Consider the following 16,835-nt stretch of genomic DNA (forward strand, 5'->3'; position numbering starts at 1 on the left):
ATAATTAGACACTTAACAGTTTTTTTAAGCAAATTTGATAACTTGCCGCTACTACTAAGGTGGTAGTGACCTGCTCATGTTAGCTGATAGTAAGAGGGTGACGGCTTACTTAAAATGACGCTATCGAAATAATATTTACGGCTTAGCTGCATACCGATATCAAGCACTATCAAGATAGAAGCATTCTGCACTCAGCTTTAGATACATCTTAGGCAATAAAACAGAGGATAGCGAAATGAGCCATTTACTCGACCAATTCCGTTTTTTTAAACGTAAACAGGGCGAATTCTCAGATGGGCATGGCGAGACACGCGATGAGTCTCGTGATTGGGAAAATGTGTATCGTAGCCGTTGGCAGTATGACAAAGTTGTGCGCTCAACGCATGGCGTCAACTGTACCGGTTCTTGCTCGTGGAAAATCTACGTCAAAAACGGCTTGGTGACGTGGGAGACGCAGCAAACCGACTATCCAGAAACCCGTCCTGACTTACCAAACCACGAACCGCGCGGCTGTCCTCGTGGCGCAAGCTACAGCTGGTATATGTATTCAGCGAACCGTGTGAAATACCCTAAAGTGCGTAAACCGCTACTAAAGTTATGGCGTGAAGCCAAAGCGCAGTATCCTGATCCAGTCGATGCGTGGGGCAGTATTGTCCAAGACCCTATCAAAGCAGAACAGTACAAATCTAAGCGCGGTTTGGGTGGCTTTATCCGCTCTACATGGGCGGAAGTCAATGAAATCATCGCTGCCAGTAATGTGTATACCGCCAAAACCTTTGGTCCTGACCGTATCGTCGGTTTCTCTCCAATTCCTGCCATGTCGATGGTCAGTTATGCTGCTGGTAGTCGTTATTTATCATTAATTGGCGGCGTTTGCTTATCGTTTTATGACTGGTATTGTGATCTGCCGCCAGCATCGCCGATGGTTTGGGGCGAGCAAACTGACGTGCCAGAATCAGCCGATTGGTATAACTCTGACTATATTATTGCGTGGGGCTCAAACGTTCCGCAAACGCGTACACCTGATGCGCATTTTTTTACCGAAGTACGTTATAAAGGCACTAAGACCGTCTCTATCACACCTGACTATGCTGAGGTTTCTAAATTAACTGACTTATGGCTAAACCCAAAACAGGGTACTGATGCGGCAGTCGCGCAGGCATTTTGTCATGTCATTATCAAAGAATTTTATCTTAAGCAGCCTAGTGACTATTTCTTAGATTACGCCAAGCGTTATACCGACTTACCTGTGCTAGTGATGCTAGAAGGTGAAGAAGGCGCACGCCATGCTGGTCGCTATCTGCGTGCTTCTGACTTAATCGATAATTTAGGTCAAGAAAACAACCCAGAATGGAAAACCATCGGTCTAAATAGTGATGGCGAGCTGGTTTCTCCGCTTGGCTCTATCGGCTACCGTTGGGGCGAAAAAGGCAAATGGAATCTTGAGCAAAAAAATGGCACCACAGGCGCAGATATTGACCTAACGCTGACTTTAAAAGACAGTAATGAAACCTGCAAAGTCGGCTTTGATTACTTTGGTCATGTGGATCATCCGCATTTCACCTCAGTACCAGGCGAAGCGATACAGCAAAAAACCGTCCCCTGTAAAACCATTACTTTAGCCGATGGCAGCACCGCTATCGTAGCCACTGTATTTGATTTAACCGTTGCCAACCTTGGGGTTGATAATGGCGTTGGCGGCGAGCACGTCACCGACGATTATAACGATGCGACCGTACCGGGCACGCCTGCTTGGCAAGAAGTCATCACCGGTCTGAGCCGTGAGCGCGTCATTCAAGTCGCACGTGAATTCGCTGAAAACGCCCATAAGACTCATGGTAAATCGATGATTATCATCGGCGCGGGTATGAACCACTGGTATCACCTCGATATGAACTATCGCGGCGTGATTAACATGCTGATGCTGTGTGGCTGTATCGGTAAATCTGGCGGCGGCTGGGCGCATTATGTTGGTCAAGAAAAACTACGCCCTCAAACCGGCTGGTTGCCATTGGCATTTGCGCTTGATTGGCATCGTCCGCCACGTCATATGAACGGCACGAGCTTCTTTTACAATCACAGCTCACAGTGGCGTCATGAGACCATCTCTGCCCATGAAATCCTCTCGCCTCTCGTTGATAAAAAGTTTTTCCCTGAGCATATGCTTGATTACAACATTCAAGCAGAGCGCGCAGGCTGGTTGCCTTCAGCACCGCAACTCAATCGTAACCCACTGACCATCGCCGCCAAAGCTGCCGATTGCGGTAAAGATGTGGAAGAATATGTGGTCGATTCTCTACAAGACGGCAGCTTACGCTTTGCTTGTGAATCCCCTGATAATCCTGACAACTTCCCGCGCAATATGTTTATCTGGCGCTCAAACTTATTGGGCTCATCAGGTAAAGGCCATGAATATATGCTGCATTATTTCTTGGGCACCAAAAACGGCTTGCTCAATAAGGAAAATGCAGAGGGTCACCTGCAACCAAAAGAAGTCGATTGGGTAGAAAAAGGCCCTACTGGCAAATTAGATTTGGTTGTCACCCTAGACTTCCGTATGTCATCTACTTGCTTGTATTCTGACATCGTACTACCAACAGCAACGTGGTACGAAAAAGATGACATGAATACCTCGGACATGCATCCCTTTATTCACCCATTAACCGCAGCGACTGACCCTGCATGGGAATCTAAAACCGATTGGGAAATTTATAAAGGCATTGCCAAGAGCTTCTCTGAAGTCTCAAAAGGTCACTTAGGCGTTGAAACCGACGTCGTCACTTTGCCGATGCAACATGACACGCCGGGCGAGCTTGCACAGCCATTTGGTGGCACTGACTGGAAAACCGCTGGCGAAAAACCTGTACCGGGTAAAAACTGCCCGATGATTAAAGTGATTGAGCGTGACTATCCGAATACTTATGCCAAATTTACCTCGCTTGGCCCTGCCCTAGAAAAATTAGGCAATGGCTCAAAAGGTCTGAATTGGGATATGAAAACCGAGGTCAAACAGCTTGGCGATTTAAATCACCGTGTGACTGAAACGGGTATCTCTGAAGGCAGACCGCGTCTTAATACGGCTATTAACGCTTCTGAGATGATTTTGATGCTCGCGCCTGAAACCAATGGTCATGTGGCGGTAAAAGGCTGGGCTGCACTCTCTGAGTTCACCGGTCGCGACCATACTCACCTTGCCAAATCTAGCGAACATGAAAAAATCCGCTTTAAAGATATCGTCGCCCAACCACGAAAAATTATCTCAAGCCCAACGTGGTCAGGTATTGAGTCAGATGAAGTCAGTTATAACGCCGGTTATACCAACGTCCATGAGCTAATTCCTTGGCGCACGATTACTGGTCGCCAGCAGTTTTATCAAGACCATCCTTGGATGCAGGCGTTTGGCGAGCAAATGCAGCAGTATCGTCCACCGATTGATACTAAGACCACTGAGCTACTCAAAGACGCTAAGCCAAATGGTAATAAAGAGATTGTACTGAACTTTTTAACACCGCACCAAAAGTGGGGTATCCACAGTACCTACTCTGAAAACTTGCTCATGCTAACCCTAAGCCGTGGCGGCCCTTGTGTTTGGATGTCGGAAGTCGATGCCCAAAAAGCTGGCATCGTCGATAACGATTGGATTGAGCTGTTCAATGCCAATGGGGCTATCACCGCTCGTGCCATCGTCAGCCAGCGGGTCAAAGAAGGCATGACCATGATGTATCACGCCCAAGAAAAACTGGTCAATATTCCCGGTTCTGAGCAAACAGGCACGCGCGGCGGTATTCATAACTCGGTCACTCGGACGATTTTGAAGCCGACCCACATGATTGGTAGCTATGCCCAGCAGTCTTATGGCTTTAACTATTATGGCACCGTTGGTTGTAACCGTGATGAGTTTGTCGTGATTCGTAAAATGTCAAAAATCGACTGGCTCGAGGACAAACCCGATAACGAATTACCACGCCCATTACCAACCACCATTGAGGATTAAAGCGTTTTCTTCTATTGAAAATCCGTCGTTTTAAAAGACATTTTTTTAAGACGACATCTTTTGAAACGACATGATTGAAGAATAAAGGCTGCTTTTTCTACTAATATTTGGAGCACAGATCCATGAAAATTCGTTCGCAAGTCGGCATGGTGCTTAACCTTGATAAATGTATCGGTTGTCACACCTGCTCAGTCACCTGTAAAAACGTCTGGACCAGCCGTGAAGGTATGGAATATGCGTGGTTTAACAACGTTGAGTCAAAACCCGGTATCGGCTACCCCAAAGAGTGGGAAAACCAAACCAAATGGAAAGGCGGCTGGATACGTAATGCCAACGGCACCATCAATCCGCGCATCGGTGGTAAATTCAGAGTATTGGCCAATATCTTTGCCAACCCTGACTTGCCAGAGATTGATGATTATTACGAGCCGTTTGATTTCGATTATCAGCATCTACATACCGCCCCTATCAGCAACCATCAGCCTATTGCTCGCCCGCGCTCAGCCATCACCGGCAAACGTATGCAAAAGATTGAATGGGGTCCTAACTGGGAAGAAATCTTAGGTTCCGAGTTTGAAAAACGTCGCAAAGATAAGAACTTCGACAACATTCAAGCGGAGATTTATGGCGAATACGAAAACACCTTTATGATGTATTTGCCGCGTCTGTGCGAGCATTGCTTGAACCCTACGTGCGTCGCTTCATGCCCAAGTGGCGCGATTTATAAGCGTGAAGAAGATGGCATCGTCTTGATTGACCAAGAAAAATGTCGCGGTTGGCGCATGTGTATCTCAGGCTGCCCTTATAAGAAAATTTATTACAACTGGAAATCGGGTAAATCTGAAAAATGTATTTTCTGTTATCCGCGTATTGAAGCAGGCTTGCCAACGGTTTGTTCAGAAACCTGTGTTGGTCGTATCCGCTATCTAGGCGTCTTGCTTTATGACGCAGACAAAATCGCCGAAGCGGCAAGCACCCCTAACGAGCAAGACCTTTATCAAGCGCAGTTGGACGTATTCTTAGACCCTAATGACCCTGCCGTTATCGCCCAAGCATTAAAAGACGGCGTCCCGCAATCGGTGATTGATTCAGCGCAGCGCTCACCAGTTTATAAGCTGGCGATGGATTGGAAACTTGCGCTACCGCTACACCCTGAGTACCGCACGCTGCCTATGGTGTGGTATGTGCCGCCGTTATCACCGATTCAAAACGCTGCTGAAGCGGGTAAAGTCGGTATGGATGGCCTCATTCCAGACGTCGATAGCTTACGTATTCCACTGCGCTATCTTGCCAATATGCTTACTGCAGGTGATGAAGAACCAGTGCGTTTGGCATTAAAGCGTCTACTTGCGATGCGTAGCTACAAGCGTATGCAACTGGTCGAAAAGCAAGAAGTCCAAAGTATTTTGGATGATGTTGGTTTGACCAAGCTGCAAGTTGAAGAGATGTATCGCTACTTAGCTATTGCCAATTACGAAGACCGCTTTGTGATTCCAACCGCCCATCGTGAAGAAGCCTTAAGTGATGCCTTTGCTGAGCGTAATGGTTGCGGCTTTACCTTTGGCGAGGGCTGTTCAGGACATTCTGACAACAGTATGTTTGGCCAACGTAAAGCCAATCGCCGCGATTTCATCGATACTGTCCAAAAGTGGGAGTCATAAGATGCAAACTACTCAATTTAATAATAATACTTCGGTGCATGAACCTATTACTTCATCGATGGAGTCACCAACTATCGGTAACTCGGATTTGAAGCTACTCAAGGTCTTAAGCTTACTTATCGACTATCCAAGTAATGAGCTGTTTTTAGGCGATACGCTTGCCGATTGCACCGAGATTGTCGCCAAATCAACGCTGATTAGCCCAGAAGTACGCACGCAAATTATCGACTTGATTGAAGATTTAATCGATACCGGCTCTCTTGAGGCGCAAGCGCGTTATGACGGTCTGTTTGAGCGCGGTCGTTCTTTATCATTGTGGTTGTTTGAGCATGTACATGGCGAATCGCGCGACCGTGGTCAAGCAATGGTCGATTTGATGGGTCAGTATCAAGAGGCTGGCTTTGAGATTAGTGTCAAAGAGCTGCCTGATTATCTGCCTTTATATCTCGAGTTTTTAGCCTATCAAGCGACCATTATCGAAGACGATATTCAAATTCGTATGGATATCGCTGACGTTAGCCATATCATCGCTTTGCTTGCTGCCAGATTAGAGGATCGCGGTAGCCTGTATAAAGGCTGCTTTAATGCGCTATTGCAAATCGCGGGTAAACCGCTTGAGATTGTTGAAGAGTATCAAGAAAAAATCAGCAAAGAAAAGCGCGATGACAGCTTTGAAGCGTTAGATAAAGAATGGGAAGAAGAAGTGGTGACGTTTTTGGATGCGCAACAAGAAGAGCGCTGCCCGTCACAGACGAGTACCCAAAACCTTGCGGCAAAAGCGGGGATAAAAAACGCCGCTGCTGCTCATGCGGTCGATGCCCCTGTGCACTGGGTAGACTTTAAAACCAACCAACCGGTTAAACCCTAATAAGGAGAAAGGACATGAATATCGCAGATCCTAGTGTACAGTCTTTAGCCAACCTAAATTGGCTGCAAATTTTCCTTTTTGGCGTTTATCCGTACGTGGCATTAACCATCGCTATCATCGGTACTTGGGTGCGTTTTGATTTATCTCAGTATTCATGGAAGGCAGGTTCGACCCAGATGCTCAGAACCAAAAACATGCGCCTTGCCAGCAACCTCTTCCACGTCGGTATTATCGTGGTATTGCTCGGGCATTTATTTGGGATGTTGACGCCGCATTTTCTTTATGACCGTTTTATCAGCGCGGGTCATAAGCAGATTTTAGCAGTGGTCGTCGGTGGTATCGCGGGGGTGTTTTGTTGGTTTGGCTTAGTCATGTTGATGTGGCGACGCTTTACCGATGACCGCATCTCAAACACCTCATCGTTCTCGGACAAATTGGTACTGGTGCTGTTATTCATTCAGCTGAATTTAGGGCTGCTGTCCATCTTTACCTCAGTAAAGCATTTAGATGGCTACACCATGATGAATCTGGCAGGCTGGGCACAGGATATCACCGTTTTAAGACCTTGGCAGGCAGCAGCACGTATTGAGCAAACTGACCTTATTTATCAGCTGCATATGGCGCTTGGCATCACCCTGATTGCGATATTCCCATTTACACGGCTTATCCATATTATCAGCGCGCCAATCTGGTATTTCGGTCGCCGTTATCAGATTGTCAGAGAGAAACGTTCACAATAGAAACGTTGCCAATAGAAATAGCCACAATAGCGATACAGCATTGATGTTTGGATGAAGTTACGATACTATAAGATTCATTTTTAATGAATCTTATAGAAACCACTCAATTATTAGACGGTTAAATGCTTAATCCCAGCGCTTTTTTAACAGTTTAATGATGGTTTTCTTAATGACAGTTGTCAGATTCATAATTTGAACTTCAATCCCAAAACTTATCAATGTGAAATATCACTAAAGGATCCACCATGGCGTCACCAAAAACCCTAGAAATCGTGAAAGCAACCGTTCCTGTACTCGAAGAACATGGAACCGCGATTACTACCGTATTTTATAAAAATATGTTTAACGAACATCCTGAACTACTGGATATTTTTAACGAGACCAACCAAAAACTAGGTCGTCAGCAAACCGCACTTGCCATGACTGTTTTGGCCGCAGCCAAGCATTTGGAAAAATTGGCGACATTATTGCCGCAAGTTACCCAAATCAGCCATAAGCATCGCGCTTTGCAAATTTTGCCAGAGCACTACCCGATTGTTGGTCATCATTTATTGGGTGCGATTAAAGAAGTACTGGGTGACGCGGCGAACGATGACATCATCAATGCTTGGACAGAAGCCTATGATGAAATCGCTTCAGTATTCATCCAAATCGAACACGGCATGTACGAGCAAGAAATGTGGTCAGGTTTTGCGCCGTTTAAAATTACCGAAAAAGCAGAAGCCGCGACTGACATTGCTGCCTTTACTGTCGTTCCTGTAAATGCTGATATTGATTTAAGCAAACTCAAATTGTCTGCTGGTCAATACATCACGGTTAAAACTGACCCAAAAGACAGTAAGCATATTGCCCTCCGTCATTATTCTTTATATTCAGCGAATAGCGATAAAGGCATTCAGTTTGCCGTCAGACGCGACAACCGCAATGAGCATAATGGCTTAGTGTCGAACTACTTACATGACCACTTAGACGTTGGCGATACGATTTTACTATCTGCCCCTGCCGGTGATTTTGAGCTTAACCAAGAGCTAGTACAACAAAACGAAATCCCATTGGTACTCGTCAGTGCCGGTGTTGGCGTCACGCCAATTTTATCGATGTTAGAGGCGCAAGTAGCGGCCAATCCACTACGCCCTATTATTTGGGTTTATGCTTGTCAGAATAAGGAACATCATGCCTTTGACAGCAAGGTTAATGAGTTGCTTGCCGCCGCTGAGAATGTAGAAAAGCATATCTTCTACTTTGAGTCTGGACAAATTCTAGACGAAGCGTGGCTTGCCAATTTACCGAAGCCTGCCGATATTTATGTTTGTGGTTCTATGATGTTTATGGAAAGCATCATCGACGGTTTAATGACCCTCGACCATGGCGTTGATAGCGTTCATTACGAACCCTTTGGTCCGAAGATGAGCCTAGAGTTGGCTTAATATTATCAGTCTAACTAAGTATTTAAGCATTGAGTAAGATAGAAAATGCTCTCAATACTTGGTTAAAGATAATATAAAGTCAATTAGCAACAGCCATAGAGCCGCCTTTAAACGCTTCATCAGTGCGTGAATAATTTAAAGACGGCTCTATTTTTTTATTTAATTTTTGACGTAAAACTTTAATCGTATTTAACGATATTTATCATCAGTAGCTATTATTAAAACCCTTTTATCAGAACCCTTAATGGAGCAAAAGCCATGACTGTTAGTACCTACAATCCAGCCGATCATACCAGCAACCAAAACGCTCATGCCTCTACTGCTGCCAATCATATAGCAACTGGTAATGGGGATGATATTCTGCGAGTCATGCCAACCCTATCCGACTTGCAAAAACCACATTCTGACCAAGAATTTATCGAAAAAGCGATGGCGGAAGAACGCAGCAATCATAAGAACCTGATTGCCTCTAGCCGTGATGAGCTGCCTTCAGTGACGGTCAATGGGGTGATGATAGATAGAACCAATATCGCCCAAGAGCTGCAATATCATCCAGCGGAGAACAAAGAAGATGCGGTATTTTTAGCGACGCAAGCACTGGTGGTGCGTGAATTACTCAGACTGGCTGTGTTAGATGAGCCAAGTCTTGGTGAGACGGCATGGGAAAACGATGAAGAGCAAGCGATTTCTACTTTAATAGACAAAAACGTTCAAGCAACGATGCCAGATATGGCAACCTGTGAGCGCTATTATAGCCAGAATATTACGGACTTTAAGACCGATCCTATCATGACTGTACGCCATGTTTTATTGGCATGCCCGCCTGAAGATGGCGATGAGCGCTTAAAGCTTAAAAAGACCGCGTACGAGTTTATCGAACAAATCAAAAATAACGCCAATCCTGATGCCGAGTTTATCCAATTGGCACGCCAGCATTCGGCTTGCCCTTCAAAAGAGCAAGGCGGCGAATTGGGGGTTATTAGCAAAGGACAAACCGTACCAGAATTTGAAAGCACGTTATTTAAGCTAGATAAAGGACTTGCCCCAAGCCCTATCGAGAGCCGTTACGGTTTTCACATCGTTGAGGTGCTCAATAAAGAATCTGGTATTCAGATGACTTATGAGCAAGTTAGCCCTGCTATCCACAATAAGCTGAGCCAGCAGGCTTTTCACCAAGCATTATGCGATTATTTGTTTACCTTAGCGAATGAGGCGGATATCGAAGGTATCGAGATGACGCTTGAGCAAGAGAATATCTTCCGCGGCTAAGCAATCTGCTGTCGGTCACTTAATTCTTATGTTATAAAATAGCTGTTATGGTATAAAGGTTCTTAAGATATAAGCCACCTCTTATGCTATGTGTCGTTCAATATCAATAACACAGTTCAATATTAATAAAATGAGTAGACGTTTATGATTACGGTTGCAGAGCTAATCTCTGAAATACAGCAGCGCATAGAAACTTATAATACTAACGACTATCCGCTACATAAAAGAGACGTCGCAAGTTACGATTTATTAGACAGCCGTAATCATATATTGGCAGAAGATATCGTCTCGCCCTTTGCGATACCAAGGCAAAACCTATCGGCGATGGATGGTTATGCGATTGCTAAAGACAGCGTACTCTCAGCAGACGGCACAATTGATATCGTCGGTGAATCACAAGCGGGCAGCCCTTATAATGGTGACAGCACAGCAGGACAAGGGGTGCGCATTTTTACTGGTGCGGTCGTTCCTGATAGCTGTGATACGGTCATTATGCAAGAAAACACCAACTTTGCCGCCATAAAAGACAGCATTGATAAATCACAGCCTTATGCCATTACCCTCAGTCAAGACGCTAAACCTGATGACAATATCCGCAAGCAAGGCGAAGAGATTGAAACTGGCGAAGCGGTCTTATTAACAGGTAAGCGCTTAAATCCTGCTGATATTAGCCTACTGGCTAATTTAGGTTTTGATAAAGTAAAAGTATATCAGCCTTTAATCGTTGGGGTACTGGCAACGGGTGATGAACTGGTTGCAATTGGCAATGAGCTGACAAGTTTGGCGCAAATCTATAACTCCAACACCCCTACTTTGAAAAGCTTACTCGCTGATTTGCCTATCACTATTCGTGATTATGGCATCATTGCTGATGATTTAGATAAAACCACCACTGCCGTAACCCAAGCGATGCAAGAGTGCGACGCCCTTGTCTCTACGGCTGGCGTATCGGTTGGCGACTATGACTTTTTAACCACCGTCATTGAGCAGCTAGGGCAAATTAACCATTATAAAGTCGCCATGAAACCCGGTAAACCGTTTGTGTTTGGCGAGCTGACGCAAAACCTTGCCAAGCCAGTATTATATTTTGGCTTACCCGGCAATCCGCTATCGACCGTCGTTGGTAGCTTACAATTTGTCATTCCAGCCTTATGGCAGATGGCAGGCGCTGCGCCACAAGAGCGCCCCATGCAGTTAAGCCTAACCGCAACGCTTAAAAACGATATTAAAAAATCAGCAGGACGGATAGATTTTCAAAGGGGAGTTGTGTCGCAGAATGCAGCGGGCGAGTTTGAAGTTGAAAGCTTTAGCAAGCAACAATCGCACCGTATCAAACAGCTTAGCCACGCCAATTGCTTTATTGTCTTGGCACAAGATTCTGGCAATATAGCTGCTGGCGAAACAGTAACCGTACAACCCTTCCCTTGGTTGCATAGCTGAATAATAGCTAAACAACCGCTAAACAATTGAATCATTAATAACGGTATAGTTAAAAAGTTGCATGGCTAATTAATGGTATAACGAGTTACACAGTTAATCATTCTTTATACTGTTGATTAGCCATGAATCATGAGAAACTGCTTAGGGCGTATCTTGATTTTAAAAATCATAACCAATGAGCATCTACTACTTTGGTGGTAGTTTTCAGCTCACTTATGGTGAATGGTTATTTGCTAGCAAGCTGTCATAATCGTATTTAAATGGATTTTCCCACTCACAACCTGAGGCAACGCCTAAAAGTACACACTATACTTAATATTAATGGTAATCATCTATGAACCATCTTGCCCCTACCGTAGGTAATGCGCAATTGTATTCGCCTGCCGCTGCACCCGCTATTTTTGATGCTGACTCATCGAAAACTGCTATCACGTCGACGTATTCTCCGGCCACGCTCTCTCAACCATTAACCGATGGTTTCGCACGACGTCTCACCTATTTGCGTCTATCGATTACTGATTTCTGTAATTTCCGCTGTGAGTATTGCCTGCCAGATGGCTATCAAGGCAAACCACCACAAAACGAGCTCAGTGTCAGCGAAATTGCTACTTTAATCCGCGGCTTTGCCCAAGTCGGTACTAAAAAAGTCAGGATTACTGGCGGTGAACCCTCTATACGCCGTGACGTGGTAGACATTATTAAAACCATCAAAAACACCGAAGGTATTGAAACGGTTGCCATGACCAGTAATGGTTATAAGCTTGGTAAGCACTTAGCTAGCTGGCAAGCCGCTGGACTGAATCAGCTGAATATCAGTATGGACAGCTTTGATGCCGCGACCTTCCATAAGATGACTGGCTTTGATATGTTGCCGCAGCTCTTGGCTGATATGGATACCTTACTGGCAACCACAGATATTAAGCTAAAGATTAACAGTATTTTAATGGCTGAAACCGCCTTTGAAAATCTGATGAATGCCATCGACTATGTCAAAGATAGAGCGGTTACTTATCGCTTTATTGAATTTATGCAGACCAGTGACAACAGCGATTTGTTTTTTGCCCAGCATGCACAGTCCGATATCATCACCAATTATTTAAGCAAACACGGCTGGCAAACCCATATACGTGGTAGCAACGACGGTCCAGCGATAGAATATAGCCATCCAGATTATCAAGGGCGTATCGGACTAATTGCTCCTTATGCTGCCCATTTTTGTGATAGCTGCAATCGTTTGCGGGTAAGTAGTCAAGGCAAGGTGCATCTGTGTCTATTCGACCAAGGTAACTACGATATTCGTCAGTATCTCGAACAAGACGATGTGGCAGGGCTGGTTAATACCCTGCATAGCTTTATGCCGATTAAACCTGAGCATCATCATCTTCACGAATCAAACAGCGGCATGATGAATAACTTGTCGATGATTGGTGGTTAATTTATTAATAATAAAAACTTTTATTTTCACAGCAAGCGTATTTATTAAGGAATATCCATGAGTAAGCTGCAAGCCCCCTTTACCCCGCTTAATATCGCTATTTTAACGGTTTCTGACAGTCGTACTATTGCAGAAGATACCTCAGGGCAATATTTGGTTGACCAACTGACCGCAGCAGGGCACCAACTTGCCGATCGCCAGCTGATTATTGATGATATTTATAAAATTAGAGCCGTCATCAGTAACTGGATTGCCGACCCAAACGTGCACGCTATCATCACCACGGGCGGTACCGGTTTTTATATCCGCGACAGTATGCCAGAGGCAGTTGGCGTATTATTTGATAAATCAGTCGATGGCTTTGGTGAGATGTTCCGCTTAATCTCAAAAGATGATATCGGTATGTCTACCATTCAATCTCGCGCCGTGGCTGGCATGGCAAATGGTACGGGTATTTTTTGCCTACCCGGTTCATCAGGTGCTTGCCGCACTGCTTGGGAAGGTATCTTACAAGAGCAGCTCGATAGCCGCACGCGTCCTTGTAATTTTGTCCCGCACTTTATGCGCACCAATCCAGGTCACGATTAATTCATGCTTGAAGTTGCAGATAGCTTAACCAAAGCAGATGGATTCAATCATTTAGCAGGTATCGTTATTTTGGCGGGCGGCGCCTCCAAGCGTATGGGGTCGCCAAAAGCTGAGCTTATCTTACCAACAGGTGAGCGTTTGCTTGATTATCATGTCAGACAGGCGCTTGAATTAAGTGCCGCGATGATGAGCTATATGCCTATTATGATTGCCGATAACGGACGTGGTTTTAGCGTTAATGCAGATTTGCCTAAGAAAGAAGCGCAGTCGCCAATCTTTCGTATTAGGGATTATCTATCTGCTAACGCTCTTTCTAGCAAAAATATATCTGGCAAAAATCTTTCTAATAAAGATGACAAATCGATTGAAACCGGCGGCGCGTTGGTAGCGATTGAATCAGCACTGCAATCATTAAAGCGTTTGGTAAGTTCAAACCAATTAACAAAAGACGCAAGCTGGCAGCAATCTTGGCTGCTAGTCATTAGCTGCGATAGCTTGATTCCTATCACCGATTTATGGCAAAAACTGCAACCTTATATCACGCAAGCTGACGGTAAATCTGTCATTTGCCTGACCGATGACAGTCATTTATATCCATTGTTAGGTCTATACCGCTTGGATATGGAGCCTGATTTAAAGCGTTATATTGACGATGAGCAGCGGCAAGTAATGAAGTTTATTAAGCCGATTGTGCAGCCTGTAGCTTTCGTGAAAAAGTGGCAGAATTTAACCAATTTCAATACGCCTAAAGATTTTGCCCGTGCTTGTTTAGCCTTAAACAACTTATAAAAAGTTTTATTTAAAGGTTTAGTTAAAGAAAGCAACTTTAAGAAAAATCTGCCATTTAAGAGAAATAAAAAATGAATAGCGACAGTCAAAAAAACAGTAATCAAGCAAGCAAGCAGCCAAGCAAGCAACCAAGCAACCAATCTGGCTTATCTCATCTAGACAGCGACGGTGATATCACCATGGTTGATGTGAGTGGTAAAACGGCGAGCACCAGAGAAGCACATGCAAGCGGACAAGTGGTTTTTCCTGCAGACATTTATACGCAAATCAAAGCCGCGGACGGTATGACCAAAAAAGGCAGCATCACCCAAACTGCTCATATCGCTGGCATTATGGCTGCCAAACGCACCCATGACCTGATTCCACTTTGCCATCCTCTGCCCTTAGATAAAATCAGCTTAAGCTTTGCATACGATGATGCAAACCATAGCATTGCCGTGACCGCCACGGTTAAAGTTACTCATAAAACTGGGGTAGAAATGGAAGCATTAACCGCTGTTAGCGTCGCCTGCTTAACCATTTATGATATGACCAAAGCCATCTCGCATGACATTGTGATTGATAATATTCATCTCATGAAAAAAACCGGCGGTAAGTCCGATTATCAGCATGCTTAAATTGGCTTTATGAATACCATCTACAAAAAGCTTAGTAATGAATAAATAATGGAGATTTCTATGAGCACTTTAGTAGAAAGCAATACAAATTCAGAGATAGATGCCTTGATGAATATTAACGTCTTATATTTTGCCAGCTTAGCCGATGAAGCCAATTGCCATGAAGAAAAAATCAAGGTGCCACAGTCGACTTCACTAACAGAGCTATATGAGCAGCTGCGCCAAAAGCATCGCTTTAGTCGCCCGCAGTCGGAGCTACGTGTGGCGGTAAATGATTATTTTGCCAAGTGGACGGATGAGATTTATGACGGCGATAGCGTGGTTTTTATCACGCCAGTGGCTGGTGGTTAATTTAAAATAGCTTTTTATTAACCTATTCCTTTATCTTCCTTTATAAATCTACTTTTTATAAGCAGCGTTACTTTTCGCGATGCTTCAAAGTTAAAAATCTCGTTATACAATATTGTTAAATAATAGGCAGAAAAAATGACAGACAATGTACATGGGCAGTCGATGAGCATCAAGCGTAGCATCGATGAAGCGTATCTCATCGCTGAACGTGATGGTTTTGCGCTGTTAGATACCGATATTGATGAAAGTCGGCTCAAAAGCACCCTTGATGATGACAGCTGCGGCGCGTTTGTATGCTTTGAGGGACGCGTTCGCAATCATAATAATGCCAGTAGCGTCAATCGTTTGACCTATTATGGCTACGAAGACCTCGCCATCAATCAAGGTCGCGCCATTATTAAAGAGGCCAAAAAGCGCTTTGAGATTACCCATGCGATTGCCATCCATCGTATCGGCGCGTTAGAGATTGGTGATGTGGCGGTTTGGGTTGGCGTCGTCTCAGCGCATCGCTACCCTGCTTTTGATGCTTGCCGCTGGATATTGGATACCATCAAAGCCGATATTCCAGTTTGGAAGCAAGAATATTACCAAGATGATTCCTCTAAGTGGCTATGCAATAACGGTTAAAAATGCGCTTCAAATAACTGCTCAAGGCGATGGCTAACCTTTAGCAATAACAATGAGCAATAATGGCGAGCAATAATAGGAAGGTTCCATAATAATGCTTAAAATAATAACCATAACCTCAGCTTGCTTAGCATTAATGCTAACTGCTTGTAGCAAAGAGCAAACCACTCAGCCTATCCAATCAGATGCCGACAACACCACTGAGCAGAATCAAACGCTGCGTATCGCTGCTGCTGCCAACTTATCTGATGTATTGCCTGAGATTATCGCCGGCTATAAAACGGATAAAAACTTGCCGGCGCAAGAGATTGAGGTGACTTACGCTTCTTCAGGTAAGCTATATGCGCAAATTATCTCTGGCGCACCTTACGATATATTTTTATCTGCCAATCAAGAATTTCCTGCCAAACTTGCCAAAGAAAAACTAGATAATTTAAAGTCTGCTGACAAAACAACCTATCAGCCGTTTACCTATACCCAAGGTCAACTGGCACTGTATAGCACGACTAAATCTCTACAAGGACTCAATCCTACTGCCTTAAATGAATTATTGACGACGGGTTCTGATAGTAAAATCACCATTGCCAATCCAGAACTTGCCCCTTATGGCCAGTCAGCACAAGCGTATCTACAAGCGCAAAATATCTTTGACACGCTCACTGAGCAAAATCGTATTATACAAGCTGAAAATATCGGGCAAGCATTTCAATATGCTCATACTGGCAATGTCGATTATGGCTTTGTCGCCCAATCACAGCTAACGGCGATTAAAGCCACGCCTGAGCAGTTTTATACGTTAGCGCCAGAGTCTTATCCAGCTATTTTGCAAGATGGAATAGTGCTTAGTGATGCTACTGCCGCGACAGATTTTTCCAACTATCTGCGCGCGCCTGCTGGACAGCAGTATTTTTCTAAAGCCGGCTATCTTGTGGTTGACCGATAAGGCTTTGTGGATTGACGGATTGATTAATAAATTAAATACATGCGTTTATTGATACACTTGCGAATAAGTTTAATAAGTAGACGGTT

At 44.4% G+C, this 16,835-nt stretch carries 14 protein-coding genes; all 14 read left to right on the top strand.

Annotation, left to right across the window (positions count from 1 at the left end):
• Positions 1-235: 235 nt before the first annotated feature.
• The 14 genes from JMX94_RS02210 to modA all read left to right on the top strand — a co-directional run bounded on the left by JMX94_RS02210 (position 236) and on the right by modA (position 16,749).
• Positions 236-3,994: a nitrate reductase subunit alpha gene (locus tag JMX94_RS02210; protein ID WP_201562828.1), complete on the top strand. Its 3,759-nt coding sequence runs from the start codon at positions 236-238 to the stop codon at positions 3,992-3,994.
• 122 nt (positions 3,995-4,116) lie between these two features.
• The gene (gene narH, locus JMX94_RS02215) at positions 4,117-5,655 is read left to right on the top strand and encodes a nitrate reductase subunit beta (RefSeq protein WP_144297179.1); all 1,539 of its coding nucleotides are present in this window, start codon (positions 4,117-4,119) and stop codon (positions 5,653-5,655) included.
• Positions 5,656-5,713: 58 nt separating this feature from the next.
• A complete protein-coding gene (narJ, locus tag JMX94_RS02220) occupies positions 5,714-6,523 on the top strand; it encodes a nitrate reductase molybdenum cofactor assembly chaperone (RefSeq protein ID WP_227673485.1) in 810 nt (269 codons plus the stop codon).
• Positions 6,524-6,537: 14 nt separating this feature from the next.
• Complete coding sequence (gene narI / locus JMX94_RS02225; protein WP_201562832.1) at positions 6,538-7,263, top strand: respiratory nitrate reductase subunit gamma; 726 nt, start codon at positions 6,538-6,540, stop codon at positions 7,261-7,263.
• A 245-nt stretch (positions 7,264-7,508) separates the two neighbouring features.
• Positions 7,509-8,690: a globin domain-containing protein gene (locus tag JMX94_RS02230; RefSeq protein WP_201562834.1), complete on the top strand. Its 1,182-nt coding sequence runs from the start codon at positions 7,509-7,511 to the stop codon at positions 8,688-8,690.
• Between the two features lie 258 nt (positions 8,691-8,948).
• Positions 8,949-9,959 carry a peptidylprolyl isomerase gene (locus JMX94_RS02235; protein ID WP_201562836.1) on the top strand — a complete coding sequence of 337 codons (1,011 nt, stop codon included), beginning with the start codon at positions 8,949-8,951 and terminating at the stop codon, positions 9,957-9,959.
• A 144-nt stretch (positions 9,960-10,103) separates the two neighbouring features.
• Entirely contained in the window at positions 10,104-11,399 is a 1,296-nt protein-coding gene (gene glp / locus JMX94_RS02240; RefSeq protein ID WP_201562838.1) for a gephyrin-like molybdotransferase Glp, read from the top strand.
• Positions 11,400-11,733: 334 nt separating this feature from the next.
• Entirely contained in the window at positions 11,734-12,834 is a 1,101-nt protein-coding gene (moaA, locus tag JMX94_RS02245; RefSeq protein WP_201562840.1) for a GTP 3',8-cyclase MoaA, read from the top strand.
• A gap of 57 nt (positions 12,835-12,891) precedes the next feature.
• Positions 12,892-13,422 (top strand): molybdenum cofactor biosynthesis protein B, encoded by a 531-nt coding sequence (gene moaB, locus JMX94_RS02250; protein ID WP_087814488.1) that lies wholly within the window; start codon positions 12,892-12,894, stop codon positions 13,420-13,422.
• 3 nt (positions 13,423-13,425) lie between these two features.
• Complete coding sequence (locus tag JMX94_RS02255) at positions 13,426-14,211, top strand: molybdenum cofactor guanylyltransferase (protein ID WP_201562842.1); 786 nt, start codon at positions 13,426-13,428, stop codon at positions 14,209-14,211.
• 71 nt (positions 14,212-14,282) lie between these two features.
• Positions 14,283-14,828 (top strand): cyclic pyranopterin monophosphate synthase MoaC, encoded by a 546-nt coding sequence (gene moaC / locus JMX94_RS02260; RefSeq protein WP_201562844.1) that lies wholly within the window; start codon positions 14,283-14,285, stop codon positions 14,826-14,828.
• A 60-nt stretch (positions 14,829-14,888) separates the two neighbouring features.
• Entirely contained in the window at positions 14,889-15,179 is a 291-nt protein-coding gene (locus JMX94_RS02265; RefSeq protein ID WP_055125092.1) for a MoaD/ThiS family protein, read from the top strand.
• Positions 15,180-15,314: 135 nt separating this feature from the next.
• Positions 15,315-15,806, top strand: a complete 492-nt coding sequence (locus JMX94_RS02270; protein ID WP_201562846.1) for a molybdenum cofactor biosynthesis protein MoaE — start codon at positions 15,315-15,317, stop codon at positions 15,804-15,806.
• Positions 15,807-15,900: 94 nt separating this feature from the next.
• On the top strand, positions 15,901-16,749 hold the full coding sequence (modA, locus tag JMX94_RS02275) for a molybdate ABC transporter substrate-binding protein (protein WP_201562848.1): 849 nt from the start codon (positions 15,901-15,903) through the stop codon (positions 16,747-16,749).
• The last annotated feature ends 86 nt before the right edge of the window (positions 16,750-16,835 follow it).

Source organism: Psychrobacter sp. CMS30 (assembly GCF_904846565.1).
Taxonomy (GTDB): Bacteria; Pseudomonadota; Gammaproteobacteria; order Pseudomonadales; family Moraxellaceae; genus Psychrobacter; species Psychrobacter maritimus.